This is a genomic window from Hydrogenophaga sp. PAMC20947, assembly GCF_004795855.1.
Taxonomy (GTDB): domain Bacteria; phylum Pseudomonadota; class Gammaproteobacteria; order Burkholderiales; family Burkholderiaceae_C; genus Hydrogenophaga.
This window is the reverse complement of sequence record NZ_CP039252.1, coordinates 4098713-4125510: the sequence shown is the minus strand read 5'-3', so window position 1 is coordinate 4125510 and position 26798 is coordinate 4098713. Positions and strand designations below refer to the sequence as shown.

Genomic DNA, 26798 nt, shown 5'->3' with positions numbered 1-26798 from the left:
TCGGCAGCATTTCCCACATGTCAAACTTGAGTCCACAACAACAGCTCGGTTGCCAGGCCATTGCACTTTTGCCATCGTGACAGGACGGGCGGGCGTCTGTTGTGGGGGGCAGAGTCTGGGCCTCACGATGCCTTTCAACTGACGCAGTGCTGCGGAACCTGACCCACACGCAAACGCCAAACAGGTTGCCGCACCCTCAATCGGGCTTGCGCGCCAATGCGTCAAACACCGGCTCGGCATCCCCAATGATTTTGGTGGCCATCGCCAGCCGCACGATATGCACGGTCTCGACGACCTTGTCGGCGGCAATGCCTAGCTGGGCAATCTTGTTGGCCATGGCTTTCACGCAGGCAGGGCTCGTGCCCGCCAGCGCCGCAGCCAGGTAAATCAAGGTCCGTGTGTCTTCGTCCAGGGCTGGGTTCTCGGCTGGCATGGCAAAGGCTTTGGACCGCATATGCTCCTGAATCAGCGCCGGGTCGACAGGCACCGATTTTTCTATCGCAGCGGGCACCTGGCCCATGCCCTTGCGCATCATCTCAAGAATGTCGTTGGCGTTCATGGTTTTCTCCTGTAGGGTTGGATAACGTTCATAGATGAAGACGAACAAGCCGTCACGAAGACGCACAACGCTTGCGACTTTCGATTCATCGATGCAACTTATCGCAGGAAAAGTGATTGGTCTGTGCGCCAGACCTCACAACACTTCGTGACACGATTGGATTGTTTGCACTGCCTTTTTCCTGTCTATCGTCGTCTTCAGTACATGAACGAAGAACAAGGCCCTGTTTGCACCACCAACGCCCAGCAACACGCCCTGGCCGGTGCCGTGCTGCTGGGTGTTTGTGACAAAGTCGATCTCCAGTCGCGAGCCTTTGATGCGCCTGAGGGCAGGCCTCTGCCGTCGGTGAAGGTGGGCACCGCATGCGCAATCAGACACCTCCCTTGAAGGCTGCCAGTGTCAGGTGTTGTTGAACAGTTAATCTAGACAGATTGCAGATTGCCCATTGCCCATTGCTCATGCACGGGTCACCGCTGACGCTCACACGTTTTTTCTTACAACCCATCTTTTCCAGGACCTCTACCATGACAACATTGATCCCTGCCACCCTGATCCCTGGCGATGGCATTGGTCCCGAGATCGTCGATGCCACGCTGGCTGCTCTTGAGGCACTCAAGGCGCCTTTCGACTGGGACCGACAGATCGCGGGGCTCGAAGGCGTCGAGCAGGCCGGAGACCCCTTGCCACAGGCCACCCTTGACAGCATCCACCGCACGCGCCTGGCGCTCAAGGGCCCCCTGGAAACGCCCTCGGGTGGGGGCTACCGGTCATCGAATGTGCGGCTGCGCGAAGAGTTCAAGCTGTACGCCAACCTGCGGCCAGCCCGAACCATCATTCCCGGTGGGCGCTTCGACAACGTCGACCTCGTCGTGGTGCGCGAGAACCTTGAAGGTCTGTACATCGGACACGAGCATTACGTGCAAATCGATGACGACCCGCATGCCGTGGCGATGGGCACGGGGATCAACACCCGCGCAGGCAGTCGCCGGCTGCTGGAGTTCGCCTTTGAACACGCCATCGCCGCTGGCCGCAAAAAGGTCACGATCGTGCACAAAGCCAACATCATGAAAGCGCTCACGGGCATTTTTCTGGAAACTGGCCTGGAGTTGTACGAACGCAAGTACAAAGGCAAGTTTGAACTCGACACCATCATCGTTGACGCCTGCGCAATGAAGCTGGTGCTCAACCCATTGCAATTCGACATGCTGGTCACCACCAACCTTTTTGGCGACATCCTGTCCGATCTGGTGGCGGGCCTGGTCGGCGGACTTGGCATGGCACCGGGGGCCAACATCGGTGCAGATGCGGCGATCTTTGAAGCGGTCCACGGCTCAGCGCCGGACATCGCTGGCAAGGGGGTCGCCAACCCCACAGCCCTGCTGCTTGCAGCCGCGTTGATGCTTGACCACGTCAAACTCACGGAAAAAGCCACACGCCTGCGCCAGGCGCTCGATGCGACGCTGAACGTCGACAAAGTCCGGACAGGCGATTTGGGTGGCAAGGCAACCACGGCAGAATTCACCAAGGCGCTGGTCGACCGCATCTCGAACGGCTGAGCACCGGCCTCGAAGCCTTCAAAACTCGCTCGCCCCTCAATCCCGATGGCCATTCAAACTCCCGCGTCCATGGCCTGACGTCTCCGCCTGGTCATTTGAGGGCCGCGCGAGAGCGCTTGACCGGGCACGTCATCCTTACACGGGCTTGATCCGCCCATGTTCGATCTGGACACGCTCTCCGGTGTGTCGTCCGTTCAACTCCATCACGCCGAAAATTTGGCTGTACCCATCGTCAAGGTCGGTGGATACCCGATCGGTGCGGCCCGAGGTCGCCTGGGCCTGCTGCTGCTCGACAGGGTTGCCTGTCAGAGCGCCGGCCACGATGCCGATCACCGCAAACGGAAATAGACCAGGGCCAGTGCCGCGCGGACCTCCGGTCCCTGGTCGATGTTGATTCAGGCGCACCAGTTTTCATCCTCGAATTTCGGGGGATCCAGCCAGGGGTGGCGGCATCGCCTCTCGGTGCGTATCAGCGAGGCGCGCAGCTTCATGCGGGTTTCGGATCAAACCACTCAAGGCGGCTCAGTGCAATTTCGACAAGGTCCAGCTCAACCTCAAAATCCTGCAACACGGCGACTGCGACGCCTTCTTCATTTTGCAAACGGAGCAGCGCCCGGCGTTGTGCCATCAGGACGCGCATCGACAGGTCGCGCTGGGCGGTCAGCTCTGCGCGATGCGCCACAGCGATGTTGTCGTTCGATTGCGAAGAGGCCATGCGGCTTTCATGCAGGTTTCGCATCGCCATCGCCCAATCCCGAAGCTGGGTCGACACCGCGTTCAACGGTGTCCTGTCGATCGTCCGCACGGCCGCGCCGGCAATGGCCAAGCGGGCGCGTCGCACCGTCGGCATGGTGTTGTCGACCTCGTCATCTCCGAGGGACTTCAGGAGCGGCAGCATCAGGCCACAGAGCATCTGCGTGGCCACAATGGCGCTGACAGACAGAAAAATCGCCAGGTCCCGACCCGGCATCGCGGCGCCGCTGTCTGTGAACAGCGGTATGGACAGCGTCGCGCACAGGGCCAATGAGCCACGGACCCCGCTTAACACCGGCACCAGCAGCAGCCCAAAACCAGAAACGGCTTTCGGACGGGGGTCCGGATCACGGTGCGTGCGGCCATCCAGCAGCAAGGTCAACAGCAGGCGCAAGGCAAACAGCGCAAACGTCAACACGGCCACATACCCCAGCAGTTGAACGCCGCTGTAGCTATCGACCTGGTGCACGATCTGGCGCATCTGGAGCCCCAACATCACGAACACCGCGCCATTGAGGGCCCAGGTGACGATCCCCCACAATGCGCTGGCGTGCAAGCGGGTGTCCGCGCGCAAGTGCTTGCGTTCCAGCCGGCCGGCACACAGGCCGGCGGCCACCACGGCCAACACACCTGACACCGCAAACTGTTCGCAGACCAGATAGGCTGCGTAGGGGGTCAGGAGGGACAAGGTGGTATCCACACGCGCGCTGTCGGTCCCGTCGGATTGCAGCAGGCGCCGCAAAGCGGTGCCAATCACAGCGACGACGATACCGGCGAGCAGGCCACCCACGCTGGTGGCCAACAGCGACGCTGCAGCCTGCCCGGTGGAAAACTCGGCCGTCACGCAGGCCACCATGGCGACCTTGAACGCGACGAGTGCGACCGAGTCATTCAGCAGGCTCTCACCGCTCAGCAGGATTTGCAACCGCGGAGGCAGGGGAAGCCTGTGCACCAGGCGGCTGACCGCCATGGAGTCGGTCGACGCCAGCGCGGCGGCGAGCGCGAAACACATGGCCAGCGGCATGTCTGGAGCGATCGCATGCAGGCCAAAGCCGATCACAAAAATGGTCAGCGCTGCCAGGCCGATGGTCATGCCCAATACCGGTTTGACGGACTGCAACAGTTCCCGTTTTGGAATCCGGCGCGCCTCGACGTAGAGCAGGGGCGGCACAACGACAGCGAAGAGAAAAACCGACTGCTCGCGCAAGTCGCCCATGTCAACCAAGGCCGCCAGGGCTGCCCCGGCGGCGATCTGCAAGATGGCCGAGGGAACAAGCACATGGCGTCCTATGGCGTGTACAACGGCCACGACACACACCACGACAAAGGCCAACTCGATGTTCGACATCACAAAAACTCCTGCGGTCACGCATTGCAATCAACCGCGGGCCATGGGCCTGGAAGCCTGCAGGCACGCGAAATGATCGATAGCAGCGGGCGAACTGTCGGTCCGCTGCAACAGCCCGGAGTATGTTGGTCGAATATGGAGGCAGTATGCGAATGACTCCACCATTGCTCCGCAATGAGCACGTAAGTGCGAGGCGGAAAGTGCACGGATGAAGCGCGCTTGCGCGCCAGGCTTGAATTCGTTTTGCTGAAGCTGACGGCACAGACGGGTCGGCTGGTCGTGCCCCGGCTGGTGGACACGCTACGGGGGCTCACCAGGCAGGGCTGGCGGCTCTGGCTTGTTGCGCGTTCAATGGCACGGAGCCTGGTATGGGGATGCAGCCCCGCTTTCCTGCTGGCGGTGTTGCACAGCGCCACAGCCCCGGGTGCGGGGGTAGCGCCGGCAATGACGCACAACGCATCGGGCTGCAAGTCATGCAGGTTTCATCCAGCGGCTGCATCGTTTGGGCATCAATCGCATCTGCATCTGCACACGCCGAGCCAACGGCAGAGCTGAGCGCTGCATCCGAACGTTGCTGCATGGTTGGCCCGGTGTTTTCGTTGCTCCAGCATCTGTCCATCGTGCGCAAAAATTGAAACATTGGACAGACCAGTAAAACCTCCAAAGGTCACACCAAACCCCCTTGCTTTGCGCGCCCGTCCTTGCCTTGGATTTGGCGGGGACACCGTGTTGAAAAGCCAGGCCTGGGCCGCGATCTCAACCCGTTGTGTCCCTGTATGCGCCGGCCCCAAATTGATCGGCTGCCCGGGCGTGTGCCGATGGGGGATTGACCCGCAAGCCACCCGGTCGCGCGTTGGCAGACCCGTGTGTCTATTTCAGATTGTTCGGTCTCAAGGTCGCAATGCCGGCCCACTGCAGGTGCGCGATCTCGGTACTGTGGCGCTGCTCACGCCACACCGGCTGAAGCCTGGAACCCTTCGGTGGTTTTTGAGCTGCCGTCATCAAACTGCAGCACCCTCTCCGGCCAGCGCAGCGCCGCGAGCTTGAAATCGTGGTGCAAAACACCGCCTGACTTGCGCGCCGCCCAACGACCGCCCACCGAGAAATCCGCGCAAAACACGTTGTGGTGTTTGCCATGCCAGTGCAACGGCGAGATGTCCTCGAAGAGGTCTGTGTTTTCCTTGCCCAGGTTGGTCCGATCCACCGGGTTGAGTTGGCGCCAGTAGTGGCCCACCACCACAGGGATGGCCTGGTCGTACTCGTCCCACCAGGCCATGCGGTCGACAAAACGCCACTTGCCTCCAGCATAGAAGGTCTGCTTGCCAGTGCGCTCCACACCACAGGTCAGCACCTTCAACGGATTGAGCGTTTGCTTGTTCACCTCGTGCTCGGCCCGTGCATGCAGGAACGGCGGTCGCCGCTCCCGGTCTTCCACGCCCCAGGGCCAGTCTTCGACCTCCGCTTGCATGCGCTCACCCAGATCCGTGTTGCTGGCGATGTCGGTGGCCAGTTGCTCCCACGCGTCGTAGGTCTGCCGAAATGCCTCCACAGGCATGTCTCGCACGGCATCGATGTGTTGCTGCAACCAGGCTGCGTGGACCACGCGCAGGTCTGACCGCTCCAGCGCGACGGGAAGCGTGGAGACGAACGCCACAATGCGTTCGCGCTCAGACTCAGTGGGTCGTGCAAAGGGTGCGTACTTCGACTGATCCCGATCGACACGCTCATCGAAGAACCATCCCGCTCCCTCCTTGGGGTCTTGTCGCAGCAGGTTGACCTCATGGTTGCCCAGCACCGCAACCGCCCTGCCGGCATGGATCAACCGCTCTGCCAAGCTGAAGACAGCGGGGCTGTCCGGTCCCCGGTCACAGAGGTCGCCGACAAACACCAGCGTTCGCCCCTGCGCATGCTGGCCATTCTCGTCGTAACCCAGGTGCTCCAGCAAGGCACACAGCGCCTCAAACTCGCCATGGATATCACCCACGATGTCCAGCGGACCATCAGGCAGTGTTTGAACCAGACCCATTGCATTGCTCCTAACATTCAAAGGGCCGGTTGCCGCGCAAATTTCAGCAACAGCTTGCAAGTCGACCCAATAAACAAATCAATTGGATTGATTTTATTATCACGTCATTTTGATTCGATCGACCTAGAATTCATTTGCCCGAAATTATCGCAACAGGTGACCATGCCGACCCATTCCACACTTATCGAACTGTCTGCGGCGCAACGAAAGCGCTTGGCCTACATCGAGTTCAAGGTGTGGTTCCATGGCGAGATCGCCCGCAAGCATGTACTCGAACGCTTTGAATTGGCGACCGCTGCGGGCACCCGCGACCTGTCACTTTACAAGGAGCTGGCCCCAGGTAACGTCTGTTACGAACGCAAGGCCTACCGATACGCCCCGGGTTTTCGACCCATTTTTCAGCACGACGTGGGCCAGGTGCTCGCCGCGCTGACCACGGGCCTTGGCGCGGGAGAGCCTGCCACAACCGGCGAGCTGCTGTCGCATGCGGTGCCCGCACACTTGAATCTTCCTTCGCTGGAGACCTTGGCCACTGTGACCCGCGCCATCTGTGCCAGCCAGGTCCTGGCGCTGAACTACCAATCCATGAAGAACGGGCCTGAACCACGCGAAATCGTCCCCCATTCGCTGGTCGATTCAGGCCTGCGCTGGCACGTGCGCGCATTCGATCGCACCAAGGGCCATTTCAGAGACCTGGTGCTCACCCGCATGGAGCGTGTCGCCCCCAAGAAGTCCGCCAGGGCACTGGCCCCCGAAGAGCGGGCAAGCGCAGATGCACAGTGGCATCGCCAAGTCAGCCTGACCCTTCTGCCCCACCCATCACACCTCCATCCCAAAGTCATCGCACGGGACTTTGGCATGCAGCGCGGTCGCCTGAATGTCACGCTCAGGGCCGCGATGGCAGGGTACGTGCTGCGGCAGTGGCAGGTGGACTGCAGCCGTGATGCACACCTCAAGGGCCCAGCGTTCAGGCTGTGGCTGCCCGACCCAACGCAGCTGGACGGTGTGGGCAGTGCCCCGCTCGCACCCGGATTCCAAGCTGGGACAAATAGATAAGCCGTTGGCTCACGGCTGGTTTCACAGACCCCTTGTCAAGAAACAAGATGAAACCAGAGAGCACAGGAGATTGACCGCCGCTGGGCGCTGGTGGCCAACCATGTGTGATCCCACAGCTGGAACCCGTTGTCCAGCGGTGTCCCCATTGGGCGCCTCGAGCCAGCGCGCGGGCGCTTCGCGGGCCATGAAGTGAGTCGGCTTGGAAGGCCCACGCCATGTCCAAAGCCCTCAAACCAGAACAGGGCCAAGCTACCTGCTGAAACTTTGCGTCGCCCGACGAGTCTCAGATACCGATCCCAGTCGTCAGCAGCGGTATGACCAAGGGCAGCACGACAACCCCTCATCACATAGGATTTGACTGATCTGACCCCATTCGAGCCACTGGGCCTGATGAGCTTCAAGCCACATCGAACGGAATGTTGATATCTGTCAAGAAAAGCGGGCCGGTTCCGCTCGGCATCCGGGTGATTGCGCCGATGATGTTCGTATCCCCGTTCTCTGCCTACATGGACGCCAGCACAGCATCTTGCTCAAAGACGCCGGCCCGGATGTTTCGCGGCCGTCTTTTGCCGGGCACTGCGGTGCTCGACAGCGGTTGCGGCCTGCCGCGATTCCGGCGCCAGCTTGACTCACTTGGACCCTGCGATGACCCCACCCAAAACACCCCCCTCCAGCCGCAAGCCAGCGGCCACCCGCCCCGCGCGGAAAAAGGCTGTTGCCTCGATACAGGTTCCGGCATTGCCCACGCGGCCAGCTCGCGCAGTCGCTGCACCGCCAACAGCGGTTCACGACGAAGCGACGGAGCGGCGCCACCTCGATCGCAGGATTCATGCGGCCATGGCGCGGCTCACCCAAGGGCTCTCCCCCGAGACGCTGGTGGCTTCGTATGCCGACTGGTGGGTTCATCTCGCGATGGCGCCCGGCAAGCAAAAGGAACTGGTCGAAAAGGCGCTGCGCAAGGCCGCCCGTCTGGCGATGTTCGGAACAAAGGCAGCCGGAGGTGACTGCGCCCCCTGCATCGAGCCTTTGCCGCAGGACAAGCGTTTCCACGCCCCGGAATGGCAGCAGTGGCCGTTCAACCTGATCTACGAATCCTTTCTGCTCAACCAGCAGTGGTGGCACAACGCGACCACCGGAGTGAACGGCGTGAGCCGCCACCACGAACAGATCGCCACCTTCGGTACGCGCCAGTTGCTTGACACGTTTTCACCGTCGAATTTTCTCGCCACCAACCCCGAGCTGATTCAAACGACCCTGAAAGAAGGCGGCGGCAACCTGCTGCGGGGCGCTCGGTACTGGTGGGAAGACTGGTTGCGCCAAAAAGCCGATCAACCACCAGAAGGGGCTGAGCATTTCCGCCCAGGCCATGAAGTGGCGATCACGCCTGGCAAGGTGGTCTACCGCAACGAATTGATCGAGCTGATCCAGTACACCCCACAGACCGAAACGGTGTTCGCCGATCCGGTTCTGGTCGTGCCCTCGTGGATCCTGAAATACTACATTCTGGATCTCTCGCCGGGCAATTCGCTGGTGCGGTATCTGGTGGGGCGCGGGCACACCGTGTTCATGGTGTCGTGGAAAAACCCGGATGCCCAGGACCGAGATCTGGGCATGGACGACTACCTCAAAAAGGGCATTCTGGACGCGATTGATGCGGCCACCACCATCGTGCCCGAGCGTTCGCTCAACACCATGGGGTATTGCCTGGGCGGCACGCTGCTGGGAATTGCGGCGGCCGCTCTGGCCCGCGAGGGCGACACCCGCCTGGGTTCGATGACCCTGCTGGCCAGCGAGCTGGATTTCACCGAGCCGGGCGAATTGTCTCTGTTCATCGACGAAAGCCAGCTCGCGTACCTTGAAGACGTCATGTGGGAACACGGCTTCCTCGATGGCAAGCAAATGGCCGGCGCTTTCGCGCTGCTCAATTCCCGCGATCTGATCTGGTCGCGCATGGTGCGCGACTACCTGTTTGGTATCCGCCAGCCCATAACCGACCTGGGGGCATGGAACGCTGACGCCACCCGCATGCCCTTCCGGCAACACAGCGAATACCTGCGCAGTCTGTACCTGAACAACGATCTCGCCGAAGGCCGCTACCAGGTCGACGGCCGTCCAATTGCTCTGAGCGACATCCGCATCCCGGTGTTCAGCGTGGCCGCACAGCGCGATACCGTGGCGCCCTGGCCCTCGGTCTACAAGATTCACATGCTCACCGATACCGAGGTGACCTTCTGCCTGACCACCGGCGGACACAACGTGGGCGTGGTCAATCCACCCGGCCCTGGTGTGCGGCGCAGCCACCAGGTGGCCATGCGGGCGGCGGACCAGCGCTATGTGGATCCCGATACCTGGTTTGCCGACACGCCGAGCATTGAAGGCTCGTGGTGGCCGAGCTGGGCCGAATGGCTGGATGCCCATGCCGGGGAACGCGTGGCGCCTCCCGCCATGGGCGCGGCGCAGGCGGGCCTGCCCGTGCTGGGCGATGCACCCGGCCAATACGTTTTGATTCCTTGAGGAGATCACCTTGAATTCCGATACCGCCTTGCCCTTGCACCCGAATTCGCTTGCCACTCTGGCTGGAAAAAGGGGCCTTGTGGTCGGTGTGGCCAATGAGCACAGCATCGCCTACGGCTGTGCCCGTGCGATCCACCAACTGGGCGGAACGCTCGCGCTCACCTACCTCAACGACCGTGCAAAACCCTATGTCGAGCCGCTGGCCGAAGAGCTGGGTGCCGAGATTTTCATGCCGCTCGACGTCGAGCAACCGGGTCAGCTCGAAGCTGTTTTTGAGCGCATCACCCAGCAATGGGGCAAGCTGGATTTCCTGCTGCATGCCATTGCCTTTGCGCCCAAAGACGATCTGCACGGCCGCGTCGTGGACTGCAGTGCCGAGGGCTTTGCACGCGCCATGAACGTCTCCTGCCACTCATTCATCCGCATGGCGCAGCTGGCTGAGCCTTTGATGACCGACGGCGGCGCCATGGTCACCATGAGCTACTACGGTGCCCAGAAAGTCATTGGCAGCTACGGCATGATGGGCCCGGTCAAAGCGGCTCTCGAATCCACGGTGCGCTATCTGGCCATCGAGCTGGGCCCCAAACGCATTCGGGTTCATGCGGTATCCCCGGGCCCGATCAAGACGCGCGCCGCATCGGGCATCGATCATTTCGACGCCCTGCTGGAGCAGGCTGCGCAACGCGCACCAGAACACCAACTGGTGAGCATTGATGAGGTCGGTGCGGTCACCGCCATGCTGTTCACCGACGCCGCTCGCGGCATGACGGGCAACGTCGCATTCGTCGACGCCGGCTACCACATCATGGGCTGAAGCTCAGATCATCCATCCACCCTTTCAACCCTCGAAGACCCCCCATGCCAGACGACCGCAACGATGTGCCAGAGGAAAACCTCTGGATCGAGAATCACCCGTTCGCTGAACTGCGCGTGGGCGCCAGCGCTTCCATCCAGCGCACGCTGACCAAGGCCGATATCGTGCTGTTCGCCAAGGTCTCGGGCGATGTCAACCCGGCCCATGTCGATGCCGCCTACGCCAAGACGACACGCTTCGGCGAAATCATCGCCCACGGTATGTTGGGCGGCGCGTTGATCTCCATGGTGCTGGGCACGGAATTTCCAGGGCCAGGCACCATCTATGTCAGCCAGACCCTGCGCTTTCTCCGCCCGGTTCATCCCGGCGACAACCTGACCGTGACCGTCACCGTGGCCTCACTCGATGCCGAGCACCACCGCGCAGTGCTCGACACGCGCTGCGTCGATCAGAACGGCGAGGTGGTCATCGACGGCCAGGCCGAAGTGGTGCCGCCCAAAGAGAAGCTGCGCATTCAACGCACCGAGCTGCCCGACGTGCTGGTCGCTGACAAGAACCTGCGCTATGGCCAGCTGCTGGCCGCCGCCCAGCGATGCAAGCCCATTCGCATGGCGGTGGTGCACCCTTGCAGCCGAGAAGCACTGGAAGGCGCGATCCAGGCCGCACAACTGGGCTTGATCGAACCTGTCCTGGTCGGCCCTGCGGAGAAAATTCGCGCTGTGGCTGCGGAAAACCAACTCGATATTGCTGCGCTTCCGATCGTCGACGTGCCACACAGCCATGCGGCTGCGCAGAAATCCGTGTCCATGGCGCAGACTGGTGAAGTTCACGCCCTGATGAAAGGCAGCCTGCACACCGACGAGCTGATGAGCGAAGTGGTGACACCGGCCAACGGCTTGCGCACCGCGCGCCGCATCAGCCACATCTTCGTGCTCGATGTGCCCCGGTACGGCAAGCCCTTGCTGGTCACCGACGCAGCGATCAACATCGAGCCCGACTTCGAAGCCAAAGCCGACATCGTGCGCAACGCAATCGACCTGGCACACGCCCTGGGCATCGCCCGACCCAAGGTGGCCATCCTGTCTGCTGTCGAAACGGTGACCCCGAAGATGCGTTCTTCCATGGACGCTGCGGCCCTGTGCAAGATGGTCGATCGTGGCCAGATCGTGGGCGGCGTGCTCGATGGCCCCCTGGCTTTCGACAATGCGGTGTCGGTCTTTGCCGCTGGCATCAAGGGCATCCACTCAGAGGTGGCGGGCGACGCCGACATCCTGGTCGTGCCCAACCTCGAGGCCGGCAACATGCTGGCCAAGCAGCTCGAATACCTGGCCGATGCCCAGGCCGCCGGGGTGGTGCTGGGCGCCAAGGTCCCGATCGTGCTCACCAGCCGTGCGGACTCGGCACATTCGCGAGTGGCATCGTGTGCCGTGGCCTTGCTTGCGCACCACCATGCCATGGGGGCCTGACATGCACGACGTGATTCTGGTTCTCGACTCAGGCTCGTCGAGTTTGAAGTTCGCCGTCTACGAAATGGCGGTTGGGTCTGCTCCGCTTTCTCGGCTGGCCCATGGCCAGGTCGAGGGGCTGGGTGCACACCCCCACTTCACCGCGTTCAATGCAGAAGGACACCGGCTCGACGACTCCCTCCTGCCCGTCGATGGTTCGGCCAATCCGCATGAACAGGCCATGGGAACCGTGCTGGCATGGTTACAGGCCCACCGCGATGGCACGCACCGGCTGGTGGCCGCGGGGCACCGTGTGGTGCACGGGGGCATGTTGTTCGCGTCACCCGTGCGCATCGACGGCGAAGTGCTACTCCAACTGGACACCCTGAGTTCCCTGGCCCCCTTGCACCAACCCCCCGCATTGCGCGCCATCCGCGCGCTCCAGGCCAAGCTCCCCGAACTGCCCCAGGTGGCATGCTTTGACACGGCATTTCATCGAACACAGCCCGAAGTGGCTCAAGCCTACGCCCTGCCCCGATCGCTCAGCGATGAGGGCATTCGGCGCTACGGCTTCCACGGTTTGTCCTATCAGTACATCTCACAAACCTTGCCCCAATTCCTGGGCGAAAAGGCGAGTGGAAAAGTGGTGGTGGCCCATCTGGGAAACGGCGCCAGCATGTGTGGGATGCAGGGACAGCGCAGCATGGCCACGACCATGGGCTTCACCGCGCTCGATGGCCTCGTCATGGGCACGCGCTGCGGCAACCTCGACCCTGGTGTGGTGCTCCATCTGATCGATCAGAAGGGCCTGTCGCCCGCTCAGGTGAGCGAGCTGCTGTACAAGCAAAGCGGCCTGTTGGGTGTGTCGGGTTTGTCGTCGGATCTCCGGGAGCTGCTGGGCAGCGACACCGGTGCCGCACAAGAAGCGATCGAACTGTTTGTGTACCGCGCTGTTCGCGAGCTGGGTTCATTGGCGGCCGCGCTTGGCGGACTGGACGCCCTGGTCTTCACCGCGGGCATTGGTGAACATTCGGCTGAGGTACGCCAACGCATCTGTGAGCAAAGCCGGTGGCTGGGTATCGAGCTGGACCCACAAGCCAATGCGCAACACGGGCCCTGCATCACCGCCGCCGGCTCGCCAGTTTCAGTCTGGGTGATCCCCACCAATGAAGAGTCGGTCATTGCTGATGCGGTGGCACGTGTCGTGCTGGGGTCCGTGGCGTAAGGCGACCATGGTGTACCCGCCGGGGCCCGAGCAATCACGGCTGCGTCGAGATACCCCCATTTCAAACCCGTCACCGCCCGGTGTTGGGTTCCACATCCATCAACGGAGATCCTATGTACTACAGCAGCGGCAACTATGAAGCTTTCGCCCGTCCACGCAAACCCGAGGGCGTGGACAAAAAGACTGCGTGGTTTGTCGGCTCAGGTCTGGCCGCACTGGCCGGCGCGGCCTTCTTGATCCGTGACGGCCAGATGCCTGGCAACCGGATCACCCTCCTGGAGCAACAGCAGTTGCCCGGCGGCGCGCTGGACGGCATCAAGGAACCCAACAAGGGCTTCGTGATCCGCGGCGGGCGAGAGATGGAAAGCAACTTTGAGTGTCTGTGGGACCTGTACCGCTCGATTCCGTCGCTGGAAATTGACGGCGCCAGCGTGCTCGACGAGTTCTACTGGCTCAACAAGGACGATCCGAACGCCTCTTTGCAGCGCGCCACAGTGCACTGCGGCGAGGACGCGCACACCGACGGCCTGTTCACACTCAGCGAGCAAGCGCAGAAGGAAATCGTCCATCTCTTCCTGGCGACCCGCCAGGAGATGGAGAACAAGCGCATCAACGAGGTGTTCGGCCAAGCATTCCTGGACAGCAATTTCTGGCTGTATTGGCGCACGATGTTCGCTTTCGAGTCGTGGCACTCAGCGCTGGAGATGAAGCTGTATCTGCACCGCTTCATCCACCAGATTTCGGGTCTCCCGGACTTCTCCACGCTGAAGTTCACCAAGTACAACCAGTACGAATCCCTGGTGCTGCCGCTGGTCAAATGGCTGCGGGACCATGGCGTGGTGTTCCAGTACGGTACCGAAGTCACCGATGTCGACTTCACTTTTGCCTCCGGACACAAGCAGGCCACCCGCATCCATTGGCGCCGTGACGGTGTCGAAGCAGGCGTCGATCTCGGCGCCGATGACCTGGTGTTCATGACCATCGGCTCGCTCACCGAGAACGCTGACAACGGCGACCACCACACGCCGGCCAAGCTCAATGAGGGACCTGCGCCGGCATGGGATCTGTGGCGGCGCATCGCCGCGAAGGATCCGGCGTTCGGCCGCCCGGACGTGTTCGGCGCGCACATCCCTGAGACCAAGTGGGAGTCGGCGACCGTCACCACGCTCGATGAACGCATCCCGAAATACATCCAGAAAATCGCCAAGCGCGATCCGTTCAGCGGCAAGGTGGTGACAGGCGGTATCGTGACCGCGAAAGACTCATCCTGGCTGCTCAGTTGGACGGTCAACCGGCAGCCGCACTTCAAATCACAACCCAAAGACCAGATCGTGGTTTGGGTCTACGGGCTGTTCGCCGAGAAGCCCGGTGACTACGTGAAGAAGCACATGCAGGACTGCACCGGTGAGGAAATCACCCAGGAATGGCTCTACCACATGGGTGTTCCGGTCGAGGACATCCCTGAACTGGCCGCAACCGGCGCGATGGCCGTGCCGGTGATGATGCCTTACGTGACGGCATTTTTCATGCCCCGCCAAGGCGGTGACCGGCCAGACGTGGTGCCCGAGGGCGCGGTCAACTTCGCCTTCATCGGCCAGTTCGCGGAATCGAAGGAGCGCGACTGCATCTTCACCACCGAGTACTCCGTGCGCACGCCGATGGAGGCCGTCTACACGCTGCTCAACGTCGAGCGCGGCGTGCCGGAAGTATTCGGCTCCACCTACGACATTCGGGTACTGCTTTCTGCGACCGGCCGCCTGCGCGACGGCAAGGAGATCAACATCCCGGGGCCTGCATTCCTGCGCAACCTGCTGATGAAGAAGCTCGACAAAACCCAGATCGGTGTGCTGCTGCACGAGTTCGGGATTGTGGCGGACGATTGATGGCATTGGCGTGTCTTCGGGGTGGGCACAGGCAAACATCAGCCAGCGCATTTGGGGGCGGCCGCGCTGGCTAGACTGGCGCCGAATACCCCCAGCGATGAACGCCAGGCAGGACAGAACCAGATCGGCTTTGCCGCCCAAAGAATGGCATCAAGATGAAGAAATTGATTTGCCTGTGGGCGGTGGCTCTCACGGGCTTTGCGCACGCCTATGACGGTGCGAGCAGCGAACTCAGCCACACCGCCTTCAGTGCGGTGCTGGCCGGCGCGGTGACCCATGCGAACCGAGATTTGGAGAACCGTGCCTGGATCGGATTTGCGGTCGCCACGGGCGCGTCGGCCTTGCACCAGGCTTACCAGGCCGCACACAGCTCAAGCAAATCAGGCTCCCTGCTGGATTTCGCTTCAAGCGCCATCGGCGCAGCGCTGGGTGCCTGGGCCACAGACACCTGCATCCTGACACCCATCGTGCAGCCCAGATTCACCGGTTTGATCATCAGCCGGGCATTTTGAGCAGGCCAATCTGAACGTCACCCGTTTCAACTGACGCCTGCTGGGCCCGAGTGCACTGACCCACGGAGGGGTGCCCCAGGTACGCGGTGAAATTGTTGAAACGCTGGGCGTGTAACCGAAGTTGATCTGGCACAGAGGCCTGGGCCTTCGGGCCCAGCCCAATCAAACAAGCCGGTGATGCGGGCAAGCTTGGGATGGGGTTGCCGCTACTATGGCTCGACGCGAAGGGCGCGCCGCCCGTCGCGATCACCGCGGAGCGCGAACTTTGCACGAGATCAAAGCGATGTTTCTACTGGATGCCTTCTCACCCACGCAACTGGCCACCATCGCCGCTGCGTATTTCGTTGCGGCACTGGTCAAGGGCGTGACCGGCCTGGGCTATTCCTCGACTTGCCTGCCGATCCTGACGCTGGCTTTCGGCTTGAAGGAGGCGCTGCCGCTGGTGCTGATCCCGTCGGTTGCGTCGAACCTGGTCGTCATGGTGAACACCGGCGGCTTCCGCGCCAGCATGCAACGTTTCTGGCCCATGGTTGTTTCAGCCGCTGTTTCGGTCTTCGCCGGGCTCTGGGCGCTGACGCGCATGAGGAGCGAAAGTGCCGCCGCTGTGCTCGGCATCGTGCTGCTGATCTATGTCGGATTCGCTCTGGCCAACGCGCGCTTCCGGCTAACCGAGAACCGCTCCCGGAAATTCGAACCGGTGATCGGCGCCGCAACGGGTTTCATCAACGGATTGACTGGGTCGCAGGTCATGCCGGTGATCCCTTACCTGCTCTCGCTCGATATACCCCGCGAGCGCTTTCTTCAGGCCAGCAACCAGTCCTTCACGCTGTCGAGTGCCGCGATGTTCGTCGGCCTGGGTGTCGCTGGTCTCATGACCGTGCAGGTTGTGGCCGTGTCCGCCTGCGGTCTGGTGCTGGTGGCGATCGGGGTGCACATCGGACAACGCGTCAGCCGCCATCTGGCGCCGCAGGCGTTCCGAACGGCGGTGTTGATCGTGCTTGCAACGCTTGGGCTGGGACTGATCTTGCGGGCAGCCGGCTGGCTTTGAGCGCCCGTCAGCCCACGCCATCAACGCAGGCGGCAGTAGGATCACGTCGTTGGATCAGATCGACAGGCTGGGCAGCAGCCGGTCGCGAATGACGGGTGGCGGATTCTGGCCGAAAGCAAATGGAGACAGGCACATGACGAAATCTGGCCAGCGGGCCGATCCCCCAATGCGCGATGCCGGTGCGACTCAGGCTTGCGCAGACAAACCCGTGCTCATTGGCATCGATTGGGGCAGCAGCAATTTGCGTGTGGCCCTGGTCGATGAGCACGGTGGCCTGATGGATCGCCGGGAGAGCCCTGTCGGTGTGTTCGCGGTGCAAGAAGGCCATTTTGCCGAGGCCTTGTTGCCTCTGTGCGCTGATTGGCTTGTTCAACACCAGGTGCCGTTGCTGGCCTGCGGCATGATCGGCTCGCGCCAGGGCATCTCGGACGTGCCCTACGTCACCTGCCCCGCCAGTGCGAACGATCTCGCCGAGCGGCTGGGCCAGGTCGAGTTGCCGCCCGTGGATGGATTGACTCCCGGGCAAGCCGTGCAGCTGCACATCGTGGCCGGCCTCAACACCGGGTCTCACGCTGCGGGCTGGGACGTCTTGCGGGGCGAAGAAACGCAACTGTTCGGGTTGCCCGATGGGGCGGCCAGGCTCTTTGTCTTGCCCGGTACCCACTCGAAGTGGATGAAGCGAAGTGGCGGTGGACAGATTGAAACTTTCCAGACCTACATGACCGGCGAGCTGTTTGAGCTGCTGCGCAACCACAGCAGCCTTTCCCGGGTGATGAGCGCTGGCCCGGCGTCGCCCAAGGCGTTTCAGCAAGGCGTGGCCGAAGCCTGCGCCAAGGGGCTGGAAAACCTGTTGTTCAGGGTCCGTACCGCCGGCCTCATGGGGCGATTTCAATCGCACGAGCTGCCCGACTACCTCTCGGGATTGTTGATTGGCGCTGAAATCAAGGCCGGCCTGAGCCGATTTTCACCGCCCGACAAGCACACGCCGATACCGTTGCTGGGGTCGCCAGAACTCACGCAACGCTACGCCTCAGCATTCGCCCAATTCGGGCAAGCGGTGGTTGAAATGCCGGGAGACGCCGTGTTCAATGGCTTGCTCCGGATCGCCCGCGCGGCCGGTCTTCTGAACCGTGCCACAGTGGCGACCTGACCCCATTCCTTTTTTGAAAGCAGAACCATGGACATCGTTGCCATCCTCCGTGGGGTCACACCCGACACCGTGATTGAAGTGGCCGAATGCCTCTTGCAAAGCGGCATCAAGACCATCGAAGTGCCCCTGAACTCCCCCAACGCGCTGGAGAGCATCCGCCTGCTGCAAACGGCTTTTGACGGTCGGGCGGTGATTGGTGCCGGAACGGTGCTGAGCGTGGCGCAGGTCGAGGCCGTGGCACAAGCCGGCGCCCAGCTCGTGCTCTCGCCCAACATGGACACTGCGGTGATTCAGCGCACCTGCGCGCTGGGGTTGAAGTCCATCCCCGGTGTGGCCACCGCCACCGAAGCCTTCAGCGCGCTGCAAGCTGGGGCTCATGCGCTCAAGCTCTTTCCCGCCGATGTGCTGGGAGCGGCCACCCTGAAAGCCTGGCTCAGCGTGATGCCCGTCGGTACGCAGATTTACGCCGTGGGTGGCATCGAGGCCAGCAACACCGCCGTCTTCAAAGCCGCTGGCGCGGCCGGTGTTGGTGTGGGTGGATGGCTCTACAAGCCGGGATACAGCCTTGACCAGATCCGGCAATCCGCCCTGGCATTGGTCAAGGCCCCTGTGGCGACTCGTTGAGACTGGGTCATCCCGGGCCGGCGCAGCGCCCTTGGGTGCTTGGTGTTTTGCGGTTTCAGGTGGGTCGGGGTTCGGACCCCTGAACACATCAAAGATCGATTTCCGGAGCCACTGGTGTTGGGGATAGTGCTCAAACCTCATTGCCACTTCGCGGCATGAGCACAGCCAAATTTGTAGTCCACACGAAGGGCCCAGCCTGAAAGGCAAGCGGGTAGCGAGTCGCTGACCCGCCGGGTGCGAAGGTTTCCGGCGACTCGCTCACGGACAGGCTCCTTGAACCACAGGTCCTTACCCTGGGGATCTCGATACACTCAGGCCTGAGCCGCCGCCTGCCGCGGCTGGCAGAAAAGGCTGATCGGTTTGAATACCAAATTCCTGGAAACACTGGTGGTGCTGTCGAAAGCAGGCAGCTTTCGTGAAACTGCCCAGTTGATGTTTACAACACAGGCCGCCATTTCACAGCGCATTGCTTCGCTCGAATCAGAGCTCGGTACGGCCCTGGTGGTCCGCAGCGTGCGGGGCATCACCATGACGCCGGTTGGCGAGCAAGTGGTGCACCAGGCCGAACGGATGCTCTCCATCGAGCAAGAGCTTCGCGAATGTGCCCAGCCTGGAGCGCCTGTGGCCGGGCGTGTGCGCATCGGCACGATCGAGTCGATTGTGAGGACCTGGTTATCACCGCTGATTCGCCAGCTGGATGAGCGCCATCCCCTGGTGCAGCCCGACATCACCGTTGCGCCGGCACAAGACCTGCAAGATTTGCTGCGCCAGCGCAAGCTCGATCTGTTGATTCAAAACGATCCGTTTGCTGAAGCAGCCGGCAACCTGGACTACCACGAGTTACCGCTGTGTGAGTTCCCCGTGTGCTGGGTTGCCCGCCCCGATTTGTTGCCGGCGGACCGACCCCTGGCGCTTGAAGACCTTGAGCTGAAACCCCTGTTGACGTTTTCCAGGACCTCCAGCCCGCGTGCCCATGTGCGCGCCCTGTTCATTGGTCGGGAAGTCGAGCCGCGCGTGTGCAGTGTGCCGTCGGTGGAGTCCATCATCCAGCTGGTGTGCGACGGCTACGGCATCGCGGCGATCCCTCCGATCTTTGTGCGCAAGCAGCTTGAACAAGGTTTGCTCAGACAAATCGAAGGGCCAGCGTTGCCCTTCATGACCATCACGGCGATCCATACCCGGCCATCAAACGCCGCGGTCGATGCCACGCTTCAATTGGTGCGCGAGGTTGCTGCGAACTATTGCGAACAGTCTGGCCAGGCCTGGGCCCGCTCTCTGGAGCAGGACCCTGACTGAACGGTGGATATCGAAGCTCAGCCAATAACCACCAGCACCTGATCTTCCTCGACCATGTCGCTCTCCGCCACCCGGATCTCTTGCACGGTGCCGGCCACTGGCGAGAACAGGGGGATTTCCATCTTCATGGACTCGACGATCAACAGCGTATCGCCTTCGGCCACCGTTTGGCCGACGGTGACCTCGATCTTCCAGATGCTGCCCCCAACTTCTGATTTGACTTCATGGATATTTGACATGGCGTTTTCTCCTGAAAATTATTGACGAACGGGGGCTTGCAGCGAGACGCCATCGGTGGTCAATGCGCCGCGAATATGGCGCGCGAAATCCAGGGCGCCCGGTTGATCACCGTGCAAACACAGCGTATCGGCGCGAACCGGTACCTGGAGCCCACTGACCGCACGCACCGAACCTGTCAGCATCTGTCTGACTTGAGCGAGCGACTGATCGGCGTCTTCGATCAAAGCACCGGCCTGACCCCGCGGAGACAGGCTGCCGTCGTCCTGGTAGCTGCGATCGGCAAAGACTTCACATGCACTGCGCAGGCCGAGCGCATGAGCGGCATTGATCATTTCGCTGCCGGCCAATCCGAAAAAAACCAACCCTGGGTCAAAGTCAAACACCGCCTGGGCAATGGCATCGGCGAGTGCGCGGTCTTTGGCGGCCATGTTGTACAGCGCCCCATGCGGTTTGACATGGTTCAGCCCGCCACCCGCGGCCTGGGCGAACCCGGCCAACGCGCCCACTTGATACACCACCATGGCATAGGCCTCAGCAGGTGAAATTTTCATCTCCCGGCGCCCAAAGCCTTGCAGATCCGGCAACCCAGGGTGGGCGCCGATGGCCACGCCCTTGGCGAGGGCTGCGGCAACGATGCGCCGCATGGTGGGCGGGTCGCCCGCGTGAAACCCACAGGCGATGTTGGCAGAAGTCACGTGGTCGAGGATCTCGATGTCGTTGCCCATCTTGTAGGCCCCGAAACCCTCACCCATGTCGCAATTCAGGTCGAGTGTGGTGGTGTTCATTCATGGACTCCAAGTGTTTGACGCAATGCCGAAAGCGTCTTTTCGCGTTGCAGGTACAGGGATTGAGCCGCCTCCAGGCTGACCAGCTCGAACCGCAACTGCTGCTGCGGCGCGAGCTGGGCCAGGATGGGCAGATCGACGCTGATCACATGCGCCATCTTGGGGTAACCGCCCGCGCTGTGGCGTTCGGCCATCAACACGATGGGCTGCCCGTCGGAAGGCACCTGAATGGTGCCGAAGCTCATCGCCTCCGAGATCAGCTCCACGGCCTCGCGGCGTTGCAAGGCCGGGCCATCGAGGCGGTAGCCCATGCGGTCTGACTGGGGGTTGATCTTGTAGGTTGCCGTCTCGAACAACGCTTGTGTTTCGCTGGAATAGCTGGCCCAGTGTTCGCCAGCGATGACACGAACCGGGGTCACCGCGTTGAGCTCACTCGACGGCAGCTGGTCAGCCATTTCGACCACGGGCGCCGTTGGCGCAGCGGGTGTGTCGGCGAAGGCGAGCACATCGCCCTTGCGCAAGGCACGCCCCTGAAAGCCCCCAAAACCACCGCGCACATAGGTGCTCCGACTGCCCATCACGGGCTCGACATCAAAGCCTCCGCGAACGGCGAGGTAGGTCCGAAGCCCACTCACCCTTCGTCCAAAATCGAGCTGGCCGCCGGCCGGGACCTCGATGCGTTGCCGCATGGGCACAGGCTCACCGTTGAGGCGTGGTGACAGGTCGGCACCACAGATCGCGATCTGTGTCGCGGCCTCAAACACAAGACTGGGACCCATCAGCACGATCTCCAGGGTGGCCTCGTCCCGCGCATTGCCCGCCAACAGGTTGGCGACGCGGTGCGACCATTCGTCCATCACCCCGCACACGGGCACGCCCAGATCCTGAAAGCCGAAGCGCCCCAAATCCTGCAGTTGTGATTGAACGCCGGGTTTGATGACGTTGATGTGTTGGCTCATGACCGCCCCTCCAGCATGGCGTGGTAGCGGGGTTCGTCAATGCGCACGAAGCGAACGCTGTCGCCTGGCGCCAGCAGGCAGGGCGGGTTGGCACTGGGATCGAACAGGCGCACCGGCGTTCGACCGATCAGGTTCCAGCCGCCAGGGGTTTCAAGGGGGTAAATGCAGGTCTGATCGCGCGCGATGCCCACCGAGCCCGGCGGGATGCGGGTGCGCGGTGACGCACGGCGTGGCATCACCAGCGCCGGATCAAGGCCTCCGATGAATGGAAAACCCGGAGCAAACCCCAGCATGTACACGCGGTGAGGCGATTGCAAATGCAAGGCGATGACTTGCTCGACTGAGAGCCCGCGTTGCGCTGCAACGTCTTCGAGATCGGGACCCCATTCGCCACCGTAACAAACCGGAACCTCGATGGTGCGAGCTGCCAGCGCCTGTGTTTCGAATGGCTGTGCCAGCCGCTCAAGAACCGATGCGCGCAACGATTCAAACGGCGAGTCGCCGAGCAATTCGGGCTGGTAATGCAGGGCCACCGTGGTGAAGGCGGGAACGATGTCGCGCACGCCAGGAATGGGTTGCTCTTTGAGGCGACGGACAAAGGCAAAAACCCGCAGACTGGTTTCAGGATCAACGGTTTCGCCGAGACCGATCAGCATGCACCGGTCGCCGACAGCGTCTATGCGCGGCGATGGGAGGGTCTGGTCATGCCCCGTCATGGCATGGCCGCCAACAGCGGTTCACGCTCGCGTTCGATCCAGGTGGTGTCAACCTGCCCTGCCTGGAAGTCAGGGTGGGCGACCACAGAGGAGAGAAAGCTCAGGTTGTTGCGCACGCCTTCGATCTGGCTCGCCGCCAGGGCCGTGCGCATGCGTTCCAGCGCGGCGCTGCGGTCTTCGCCCCACACAATGAGTTTCGCAATCATGGGATCGTAGTACGGCGTGATCCGGTCGCCTTCGCGAACACCGGTATCGATCCGCACATGGGGCATATCCAGCGGCAGCCGGAACGTGTTGAGTGGGCCGGGTGAAGGCATGAAGCTCTTGGCCGGGTTTTCTGCGTAAATCCGGCACTCCATGGCCGCACCTCGTGTCTTGACATCGGCTTGCTCGACACGCTGGTAGTTGCCCGCGGCGAGCTGGATCTGCGCTTGCACCAGATCCAGACCGGTGACCATTTCGGTGACCGGGTGCTCCACTTGAATGCGCGTGTTCATCTCCAGGAAAAAAAACTCCATGGAGTCGGCATCAACGATGAATTCAACCGTGCCAGGGCCGCGGTAAGACTGGTGGGCGGCCAGTGCCACCGCAGCGTGGGTCATTTGCTCGCGCAGCGCTTGCGGCAGGTTGGGGGCCGGGCTCTCTTCAATGATCTTCTGAAAACGGCGTTGCACCGAGCATTCGCGCTCGAACAGGTGCACCGCTGTGCCGTCACCATGGCCAAACACCTGAATTTCGATGTGACGTGCCCGCGCAACCAGCCGCTCCAGATAAATGGTTCCATCGCCGAAGGCCTTGGCTGCGAGCTGCTGGGTGGCCCCCACGGAGGCCAGCAATTGCTCTGGGCTGTCGACCCGGCGCATGCCAATGCCGCCGCCGCCGCCCGTCGCCTTGACCAGCAGCGGATAGCCCACCGCAAGCGCCGCCGCTTCAATGCCGTCGAGTTCACCGGCTGCGAAACGGGGGCTGCCTGGCAAGGTGGGCACGCCAGCAGAAGTGGCGATGGCACGGGCGCGTTGTTTGTCGCCCATGGCATCGATGCTGTCGGGCGTTGGGCCAACCCAGCGCACGCCAGCGGCTTCGGCGGCACGCGCAAAGGCGGTGTTCTCAGACAAAAATCCGTAGCCTGGGTGCACCGCATCGGCGCTGTGCTTTTTGGCTGCATCGAGGATGCGGGCACCGTTCAGGTAACTCTGCGCAGCAGGCGCTGGTCCAATGGGTTCGGCCACATCGGCCATTTGAACAAACATCGCGTCGGCATCAGCTTCTGAGTACACCGCGATACTGGTCAGACCCAAGGCCTTGCAGGCGCGAATGATGCGGCAGGCGATTTCGCCACGGTTGGCAATCAGAATTCGTTTCATGTTCATTTCATCGATTGAGGAAGGACCAGCACGATTTGCGGGAAGAGCGTGATCAACACCGTGGCCAACACCATCAACAGGAAGAAGGGCAACGCCATGCGGCTGAGTTCCATCAGGTTTTTCCCGGTGATGCCCTGGATCACGAACAGGTTGAAACCCACCGGCGGCGTGATTTGTGCCATCTCAACGACCAGGATCAGGTAGATGCCGAACCACAGCGGATCGATACCTGCGGCCTGCACCGCCGGCAACAGAACGGCGCTGGTCAGAACGACAATGGAAATACCATCCAGAAAGCACCCGAGCAGAATAAAGAAGACCGTCAGCACAGCCAGCAAGCCGTAGGCGGACAGGCCCAGAGACGTGATCCAGGTGGCCACATTGCCGGGCAAGCCGGTGAAGCTCATGGCACTGGTGAGATAGGCCGCGCCCATCAGGATGAAGGTGATCATGCAAGACGTGCGGGCTGCACCGGTCAGGCTGGCAATGAATGACGCCTTGTTGAGCGAGCCGCCCAGGGCGGCGATCAACAGCGAGCCGAAGACCCCGATCGTCGCCGCTTCGGTCGCGGTGGCAACCCCGGTGTAAATGGAGCCGATCACGCCAGCGATCAGCGCAACCACGGGGGCCAGCAGGCGCAACCGCTTGAAGCGCTCCACCCATGAAACATCTTCGAGATCCTGGGGCACCTTTTTGGGGTTTTTCATGGACCAGATGGCGATGTAGCCCGAAAACAAGGTCATCAGCAACAGGCCCGGCAGGATGCCCGCCGTGAACAGTTTGACGATGGACACCTGCGCGGCAACACCGTAGACGATCATGACAATCGAGGGCGGAATCAGCAGGCCCAGCGTGCCCGCCCCGGCCAGAGAACCGATGGCGATGCTTTCGTCGTAGCCCCGCTCCTTCAACTCGGGAAGCGAAATTTTCCCAATGGTGGCGGCGGTGGCCGCCGATGAGCCGCTGACGGCGGCGAAGATGCCGCAACCCAGCACGTTGACGTGCACCAGGCGCCCCGGCAGTTTGTTGACCCACGGGCCAAGCCCGGCGAACATGTCCTTGGCCAGACTGGTTCGAAACAAAATTTCGCCCATCCAGATGAACAAGGGCAAAGCGGTCAGCGCCCAACTGGCGGTGGAGCTCCAGATGGTGGTTGAAAACAGCAGCCCGGCAGGAGCCGAGGTGAAGAACACCAGCCCGGCAATGCCGCAGGCGATCAGGGCCAACGCGACCCAGACCCCTAAGCCGAGCAACAGAAACAGCAGCGCCATCAGCGCGCCGGCTTGGGCAAGTTCACTCATCGTGGTTCCAATCGATCACAGGGGGTCATTCGGAGCGCGAAGCTTCGCCGTCTGCCCGCTCGCTCAGAGGCAGACCCAGGGCAACGCGCAGCAATCGATCAAACATCATCAACGCGAACAGCACCATGCCAACCGCCATCGACAGCTGCGGTATCCAGAGCGGCACCGCCAACATGCCCTGCGCCACCTCGTCGTAGTGCCACGAATCCAGCACGAAGTTCACGGTGTACCAGGCGGCCCAACCAGCCAGAGCAACCCCCACTGCGGTAGAAAGCACGTCGAGCCCGTGTTGCCACGATTTCGGCAACATCTGCGCAATCAGCGTCACACGGATGTGATCTCCGTTGCGCAGGGCATAGGGCAACGCCAGGAACGCCGATGCCGCCATCGCCCAACCGGCGAAATCATCCGCCGCAGGAATTTGTTGGCCGATCAGGCGCGCAACAATTTGAGCGGCGATGATGACGGCGATCGCAGCCAGCGAGGCCGCCGCAGCGGCCCCTGAAGCACGGGCCAGTCGATCGAGCAAAACGGTAAAGGCGTCCATGGCGGGCGATCAGCGGCGGAAAGCTTCGAGCACTTTGACGCCGTCAGGGCCGGCTTTCTTGCTCCACTCGTCGGTCATGGTGTTGCCAATCTTGGCGAGTTCAGCCGCAACGGGCGCTGGCAGTGGCTGCACCGAGATGCCCTTGGAGGCCAGCGTCTGGGTCAGCTTCGCGGTGAGGTCACGGGCGCTGGCCCAGCCACGGGCTTCGGCGCGCTTGCCCGCGTCCATCACAGCCTGGCGCTGGTCTGCAGGCAGCTTGGCGAGTGCCCGCTTGTTGGCGACCACGATCGCCTGCGGAATGAAAGCCTGCGCGTCGTAGTAGTACTTGACGTAGTCCCAAGCCTGGGTGTCAACACCGGTGGCCGGCGATGTGATCATCATGTCGATCACGCTGGTGGCGAAGGCCTGGGGCACTTCAGCGGTCTGGATCGTTGCCGGCACAGCACCCATCAAGGTCACCATGCGGCTTGTCGATGCGCTGTAGGCGCGGAACTTGGCGCCTTTGAAGCCTTCCATCGACGTGACTGGCGTCTTGGTGTAGATGCCTTGTGGGGGCCATGGCGAGCCATACACCAGCACAACGCCTTGCTTGTCGAGGCGCTGAGCGATCTGTTCGCGCGAAGCCTTCCACAGTTTTTCGGATGCATCGAACGAAGAGGCCAGAAAGGGCACGCTATCGACTTCAAAGATCGCATCTTCGTTGCCCAAGGCGGACATCAGGAACTCGCCGATGGGCACGATGCCCTGCTGCACACCGCGCTTGACTTCGGGGCGCTTCAACAACACGCTGTTGCTCTGCACGTTGAAATCAAGTTTGCCGTCGGTCGCGGTTTTTACATCGGCGGCAAACTGGCGCACGTTCTGGGTCAGGTAGTTCGCATCGGGCTGCTCTGCCGACATGTTCCATGTTTCTGCATGAACAGTGGTGGTGCACAAGAGCGCGGCAATGGAGGCGGCAATCAACTGGAGTTTCATTGGATGGTCCTTGTCGGAGGTGGGTAGGCCAACCGTCTCGGGACGGTCAATGGCGGTAGCTGAGCGACTTCAATGTCCTACATTCGCGCCGCCGAGTCCAGC

General features: G+C 62.0%; 24 protein-coding genes. 12 read left to right on the top strand and 12 right to left on the bottom strand.

Translation table 11 applies throughout. The features are described from left to right. Positions 1 to 196: 196 nt before the first annotated feature. Complete coding sequence (locus E5678_RS18865) at positions 197 to 559, bottom strand: carboxymuconolactone decarboxylase family protein (protein ID WP_136179958.1); 363 nt, start codon at positions 557 to 559, stop codon at positions 197 to 199. A 524-nt stretch (positions 560 to 1083) separates the two neighbouring features. On the opposite strand from E5678_RS18865, the gene E5678_RS18860 reads away from it, so the two are divergent. Continuing rightward, the gene (locus tag E5678_RS18860; protein WP_136179957.1) at positions 1084 to 2115 is read left to right on the top strand and encodes an isocitrate/isopropylmalate family dehydrogenase; all 1032 of its coding nucleotides are present in this window, start codon (positions 1084 to 1086) and stop codon (positions 2113 to 2115) included. A gap of 135 nt (positions 2116 to 2250) precedes the next feature. On the opposite strand, the gene E5678_RS18855 is transcribed toward E5678_RS18860, so the two are convergent. From E5678_RS18855 to E5678_RS18845, 3 genes are all read right to left on the bottom strand, one after another. Next, a complete protein-coding gene (locus E5678_RS18855) occupies positions 2251 to 2520 on the bottom strand; it encodes a hypothetical protein (protein WP_136179956.1) in 270 nt (89 codons plus the stop codon). An 82-nt stretch (positions 2521 to 2602) separates the two neighbouring features. After that, positions 2603 to 4216 carry a cation:proton antiporter gene (locus E5678_RS18850; protein WP_136179955.1) on the bottom strand — a complete coding sequence of 538 codons (1614 nt, stop codon included), beginning with the start codon at positions 4214 to 4216 and terminating at the stop codon, positions 2603 to 2605. Positions 4217 to 5162: 946 nt separating this feature from the next. Further along, positions 5163 to 6242: a metallophosphoesterase gene (locus E5678_RS18845; RefSeq protein ID WP_136179954.1), complete on the bottom strand. Its 1080-nt coding sequence runs from the start codon at positions 6240 to 6242 to the stop codon at positions 5163 to 5165. Between E5678_RS18845 and E5678_RS18840 the strand changes: the two genes are divergently transcribed. The 11 genes from E5678_RS18840 (at position 6228) to E5678_RS18790 (ending at position 19809) form a co-directional block, all read left to right on the top strand. Further along, positions 6228 to 7298: a WYL domain-containing protein gene (locus tag E5678_RS18840; protein WP_247596830.1), complete on the top strand. Its 1071-nt coding sequence runs from the start codon at positions 6228 to 6230 to the stop codon at positions 7296 to 7298. The two genes, E5678_RS18845 and E5678_RS18840, sit on opposite strands and share 15 nt — an antisense overlap. A gap of 645 nt (positions 7299 to 7943) precedes the next feature. Then, positions 7944 to 9812 carry an alpha/beta fold hydrolase gene (locus tag E5678_RS18835; protein ID WP_136179953.1) on the top strand — a complete coding sequence of 623 codons (1869 nt, stop codon included), beginning with the start codon at positions 7944 to 7946 and terminating at the stop codon, positions 9810 to 9812. Positions 9813 to 9822: 10 nt separating this feature from the next. Beyond that, complete coding sequence (fabI, locus tag E5678_RS18830) at positions 9823 to 10626, top strand: enoyl-ACP reductase FabI (protein ID WP_247596829.1); 804 nt, start codon at positions 9823 to 9825, stop codon at positions 10624 to 10626. A gap of 44 nt (positions 10627 to 10670) precedes the next feature. Further along, positions 10671 to 12092, top strand: a complete 1422-nt coding sequence (locus E5678_RS18825) for a bifunctional enoyl-CoA hydratase/phosphate acetyltransferase (protein WP_136179952.1) — start codon at positions 10671 to 10673, stop codon at positions 12090 to 12092. Then, positions 12076 to 13296 (top strand): acetate/propionate family kinase, encoded by a 1221-nt coding sequence (locus tag E5678_RS18820; protein ID WP_247596828.1) that lies wholly within the window; start codon positions 12076 to 12078, stop codon positions 13294 to 13296. The genes E5678_RS18825 and E5678_RS18820 overlap by 17 nt, the downstream gene beginning before the upstream one ends. Before the next feature lie 113 nt (positions 13297 to 13409). Further along, the gene (locus E5678_RS18815) at positions 13410 to 15179 is read left to right on the top strand and encodes an oleate hydratase (RefSeq protein WP_136179951.1); all 1770 of its coding nucleotides are present in this window, start codon (positions 13410 to 13412) and stop codon (positions 15177 to 15179) included. Positions 15180 to 15334: 155 nt separating this feature from the next. After that, positions 15335 to 15691 (top strand): hypothetical protein, encoded by a 357-nt coding sequence (locus tag E5678_RS18810; RefSeq protein WP_136179950.1) that lies wholly within the window; start codon positions 15335 to 15337, stop codon positions 15689 to 15691. Between the two features lie 283 nt (positions 15692 to 15974). Beyond that, entirely contained in the window at positions 15975 to 16739 is a 765-nt protein-coding gene (locus tag E5678_RS18805) for a sulfite exporter TauE/SafE family protein (protein WP_136179949.1), read from the top strand. A 133-nt stretch (positions 16740 to 16872) separates the two neighbouring features. Beyond that, a complete protein-coding gene (locus E5678_RS18800; RefSeq protein WP_168708607.1) occupies positions 16873 to 17889 on the top strand; it encodes a 2-dehydro-3-deoxygalactonokinase in 1017 nt (338 codons plus the stop codon). 27 nt (positions 17890 to 17916) lie between these two features. Next, positions 17917 to 18513 carry a 2-dehydro-3-deoxy-6-phosphogalactonate aldolase gene (locus tag E5678_RS18795; protein WP_136179947.1) on the top strand — a complete coding sequence of 199 codons (597 nt, stop codon included), beginning with the start codon at positions 17917 to 17919 and terminating at the stop codon, positions 18511 to 18513. 360 nt (positions 18514 to 18873) lie between these two features. Then, positions 18874 to 19809 (top strand): LysR family transcriptional regulator, encoded by a 936-nt coding sequence (locus E5678_RS18790; RefSeq protein ID WP_136179946.1) that lies wholly within the window; start codon positions 18874 to 18876, stop codon positions 19807 to 19809. Positions 19810 to 19826: 17 nt separating this feature from the next. Here E5678_RS18790 and E5678_RS18785 read toward each other — a convergent pair whose 3' ends face one another. Genes E5678_RS18785 through E5678_RS18750 form a run of 8 tightly spaced genes read right to left on the bottom strand, consistent with a single transcriptional unit; the run spans position 19827 to position 26696 of the window. Continuing rightward, the gene (locus tag E5678_RS18785) at positions 19827 to 20048 is read right to left on the bottom strand and encodes an acetyl-CoA carboxylase biotin carboxyl carrier protein subunit (RefSeq protein ID WP_210731949.1); all 222 of its coding nucleotides are present in this window, start codon (positions 20046 to 20048) and stop codon (positions 19827 to 19829) included. 18 nt (positions 20049 to 20066) lie between these two features. Continuing rightward, positions 20067 to 20834 carry a 5-oxoprolinase subunit PxpA gene (locus E5678_RS18780; protein ID WP_136179945.1) on the bottom strand — a complete coding sequence of 256 codons (768 nt, stop codon included), beginning with the start codon at positions 20832 to 20834 and terminating at the stop codon, positions 20067 to 20069. Then, positions 20831 to 21793, bottom strand: coding sequence for a biotin-dependent carboxyltransferase family protein (locus tag E5678_RS18775; RefSeq protein ID WP_136179944.1), 963 nt, complete (start codon positions 21791 to 21793; stop codon positions 20831 to 20833). The genes E5678_RS18780 and E5678_RS18775 overlap by 4 nt, the downstream gene beginning before the upstream one ends. Further along, positions 21790 to 22449: a 5-oxoprolinase subunit PxpB gene (gene pxpB / locus E5678_RS18770; RefSeq protein ID WP_247596827.1), complete on the bottom strand. Its 660-nt coding sequence runs from the start codon at positions 22447 to 22449 to the stop codon at positions 21790 to 21792. Before pxpB ends, E5678_RS18775 begins: the two co-directional genes overlap by 4 nt. Positions 22450 to 22505: 56 nt before the next feature. Continuing rightward, positions 22506 to 23873: a biotin carboxylase N-terminal domain-containing protein gene (locus E5678_RS18765; RefSeq protein WP_136179942.1), complete on the bottom strand. Its 1368-nt coding sequence runs from the start codon at positions 23871 to 23873 to the stop codon at positions 22506 to 22508. Between the two features lie 2 nt (positions 23874 to 23875). After that, entirely contained in the window at positions 23876 to 25174 is a 1299-nt protein-coding gene (locus tag E5678_RS18760) for a TRAP transporter large permease subunit (RefSeq protein ID WP_136179941.1), read from the bottom strand. A gap of 25 nt (positions 25175 to 25199) precedes the next feature. After that, positions 25200 to 25721 carry a TRAP transporter small permease gene (locus tag E5678_RS18755; protein WP_136179940.1) on the bottom strand — a complete coding sequence of 174 codons (522 nt, stop codon included), beginning with the start codon at positions 25719 to 25721 and terminating at the stop codon, positions 25200 to 25202. 9 nt (positions 25722 to 25730) lie between these two features. Continuing rightward, complete coding sequence (locus E5678_RS18750; RefSeq protein WP_136179939.1) at positions 25731 to 26696, bottom strand: TRAP transporter substrate-binding protein; 966 nt, start codon at positions 26694 to 26696, stop codon at positions 25731 to 25733. Between the last annotated feature and the right edge of the window lie 102 nt (positions 26697 to 26798).

Bases quoted from the DNA above. Each gene is read 5' to 3' on its own strand.
- E5678_RS18845 (WP_136179954.1), bottom strand. From the start codon at position 6,242: ATGGGTCTGGTTCAAACACTGCCTGATGGTCCGCTGGACATCGTGGGT.
- E5678_RS18785 (WP_210731949.1), bottom strand. From the start codon at position 20,048: ATGTCAAATATCCATGAAGTCAAATCAGAAGTTGGGGGCAGCATCTGG.
- E5678_RS18815 (WP_136179951.1), top strand. From the start codon at position 13,410: ATGTACTACAGCAGCGGCAACTATGAAGCTTTCGCCCGTCCACGCAAA.
- E5678_RS18795 (WP_136179947.1), top strand. From the start codon at position 17,917: ATGGACATCGTTGCCATCCTCCGTGGGGTCACACCCGACACCGTGATT.
- E5678_RS18750 (WP_136179939.1), bottom strand. From the start codon at position 26,696: ATGAAACTCCAGTTGATTGCCGCCTCCATTGCCGCGCTCTTGTGCACC.
- E5678_RS18835 (WP_136179953.1), top strand. From the start codon at position 7,944: ATGACCCCACCCAAAACACCCCCCTCCAGCCGCAAGCCAGCGGCCACC.
- E5678_RS18800 (WP_168708607.1), top strand. From the start codon at position 16,873: ATGACGAAATCTGGCCAGCGGGCCGATCCCCCAATGCGCGATGCCGGT.
- E5678_RS18850 (WP_136179955.1), bottom strand. From the start codon at position 4,216: ATGTCGAACATCGAGTTGGCCTTTGTCGTGGTGTGTGTCGTGGCCGTT.
- E5678_RS18865 (WP_136179958.1), bottom strand. From the start codon at position 559: ATGAACGCCAACGACATTCTTGAGATGATGCGCAAGGGCATGGGCCAG.
- E5678_RS18780 (WP_136179945.1), bottom strand. From the start codon at position 20,834: ATGAACACCACCACACTCGACCTGAATTGCGACATGGGTGAGGGTTTC.
- E5678_RS18860 (WP_136179957.1), top strand. From the start codon at position 1,084: ATGACAACATTGATCCCTGCCACCCTGATCCCTGGCGATGGCATTGGT.
- pxpB (WP_247596827.1), bottom strand. From the start codon at position 22,449: ATGCTGATCGGTCTCGGCGAAACCGTTGATCCTGAAACCAGTCTGCGG.
- E5678_RS18775 (WP_136179944.1), bottom strand. From the start codon at position 21,793: ATGAGCCAACACATCAACGTCATCAAACCCGGCGTTCAATCACAACTG.
- E5678_RS18765 (WP_136179942.1), bottom strand. From the start codon at position 23,873: ATGAAACGAATTCTGATTGCCAACCGTGGCGAAATCGCCTGCCGCATC.
- E5678_RS18760 (WP_136179941.1), bottom strand. From the start codon at position 25,174: ATGAGTGAACTTGCCCAAGCCGGCGCGCTGATGGCGCTGCTGTTTCTG.
- E5678_RS18755 (WP_136179940.1), bottom strand. From the start codon at position 25,721: ATGGACGCCTTTACCGTTTTGCTCGATCGACTGGCCCGTGCTTCAGGG.
- E5678_RS18825 (WP_136179952.1), top strand. From the start codon at position 10,671: ATGCCAGACGACCGCAACGATGTGCCAGAGGAAAACCTCTGGATCGAG.
- E5678_RS18820 (WP_247596828.1), top strand. From the start codon at position 12,076: ATGCCATGGGGGCCTGACATGCACGACGTGATTCTGGTTCTCGACTCA.
- E5678_RS18810 (WP_136179950.1), top strand. From the start codon at position 15,335: ATGAAGAAATTGATTTGCCTGTGGGCGGTGGCTCTCACGGGCTTTGCG.
- E5678_RS18805 (WP_136179949.1), top strand. From the start codon at position 15,975: ATGTTTCTACTGGATGCCTTCTCACCCACGCAACTGGCCACCATCGCC.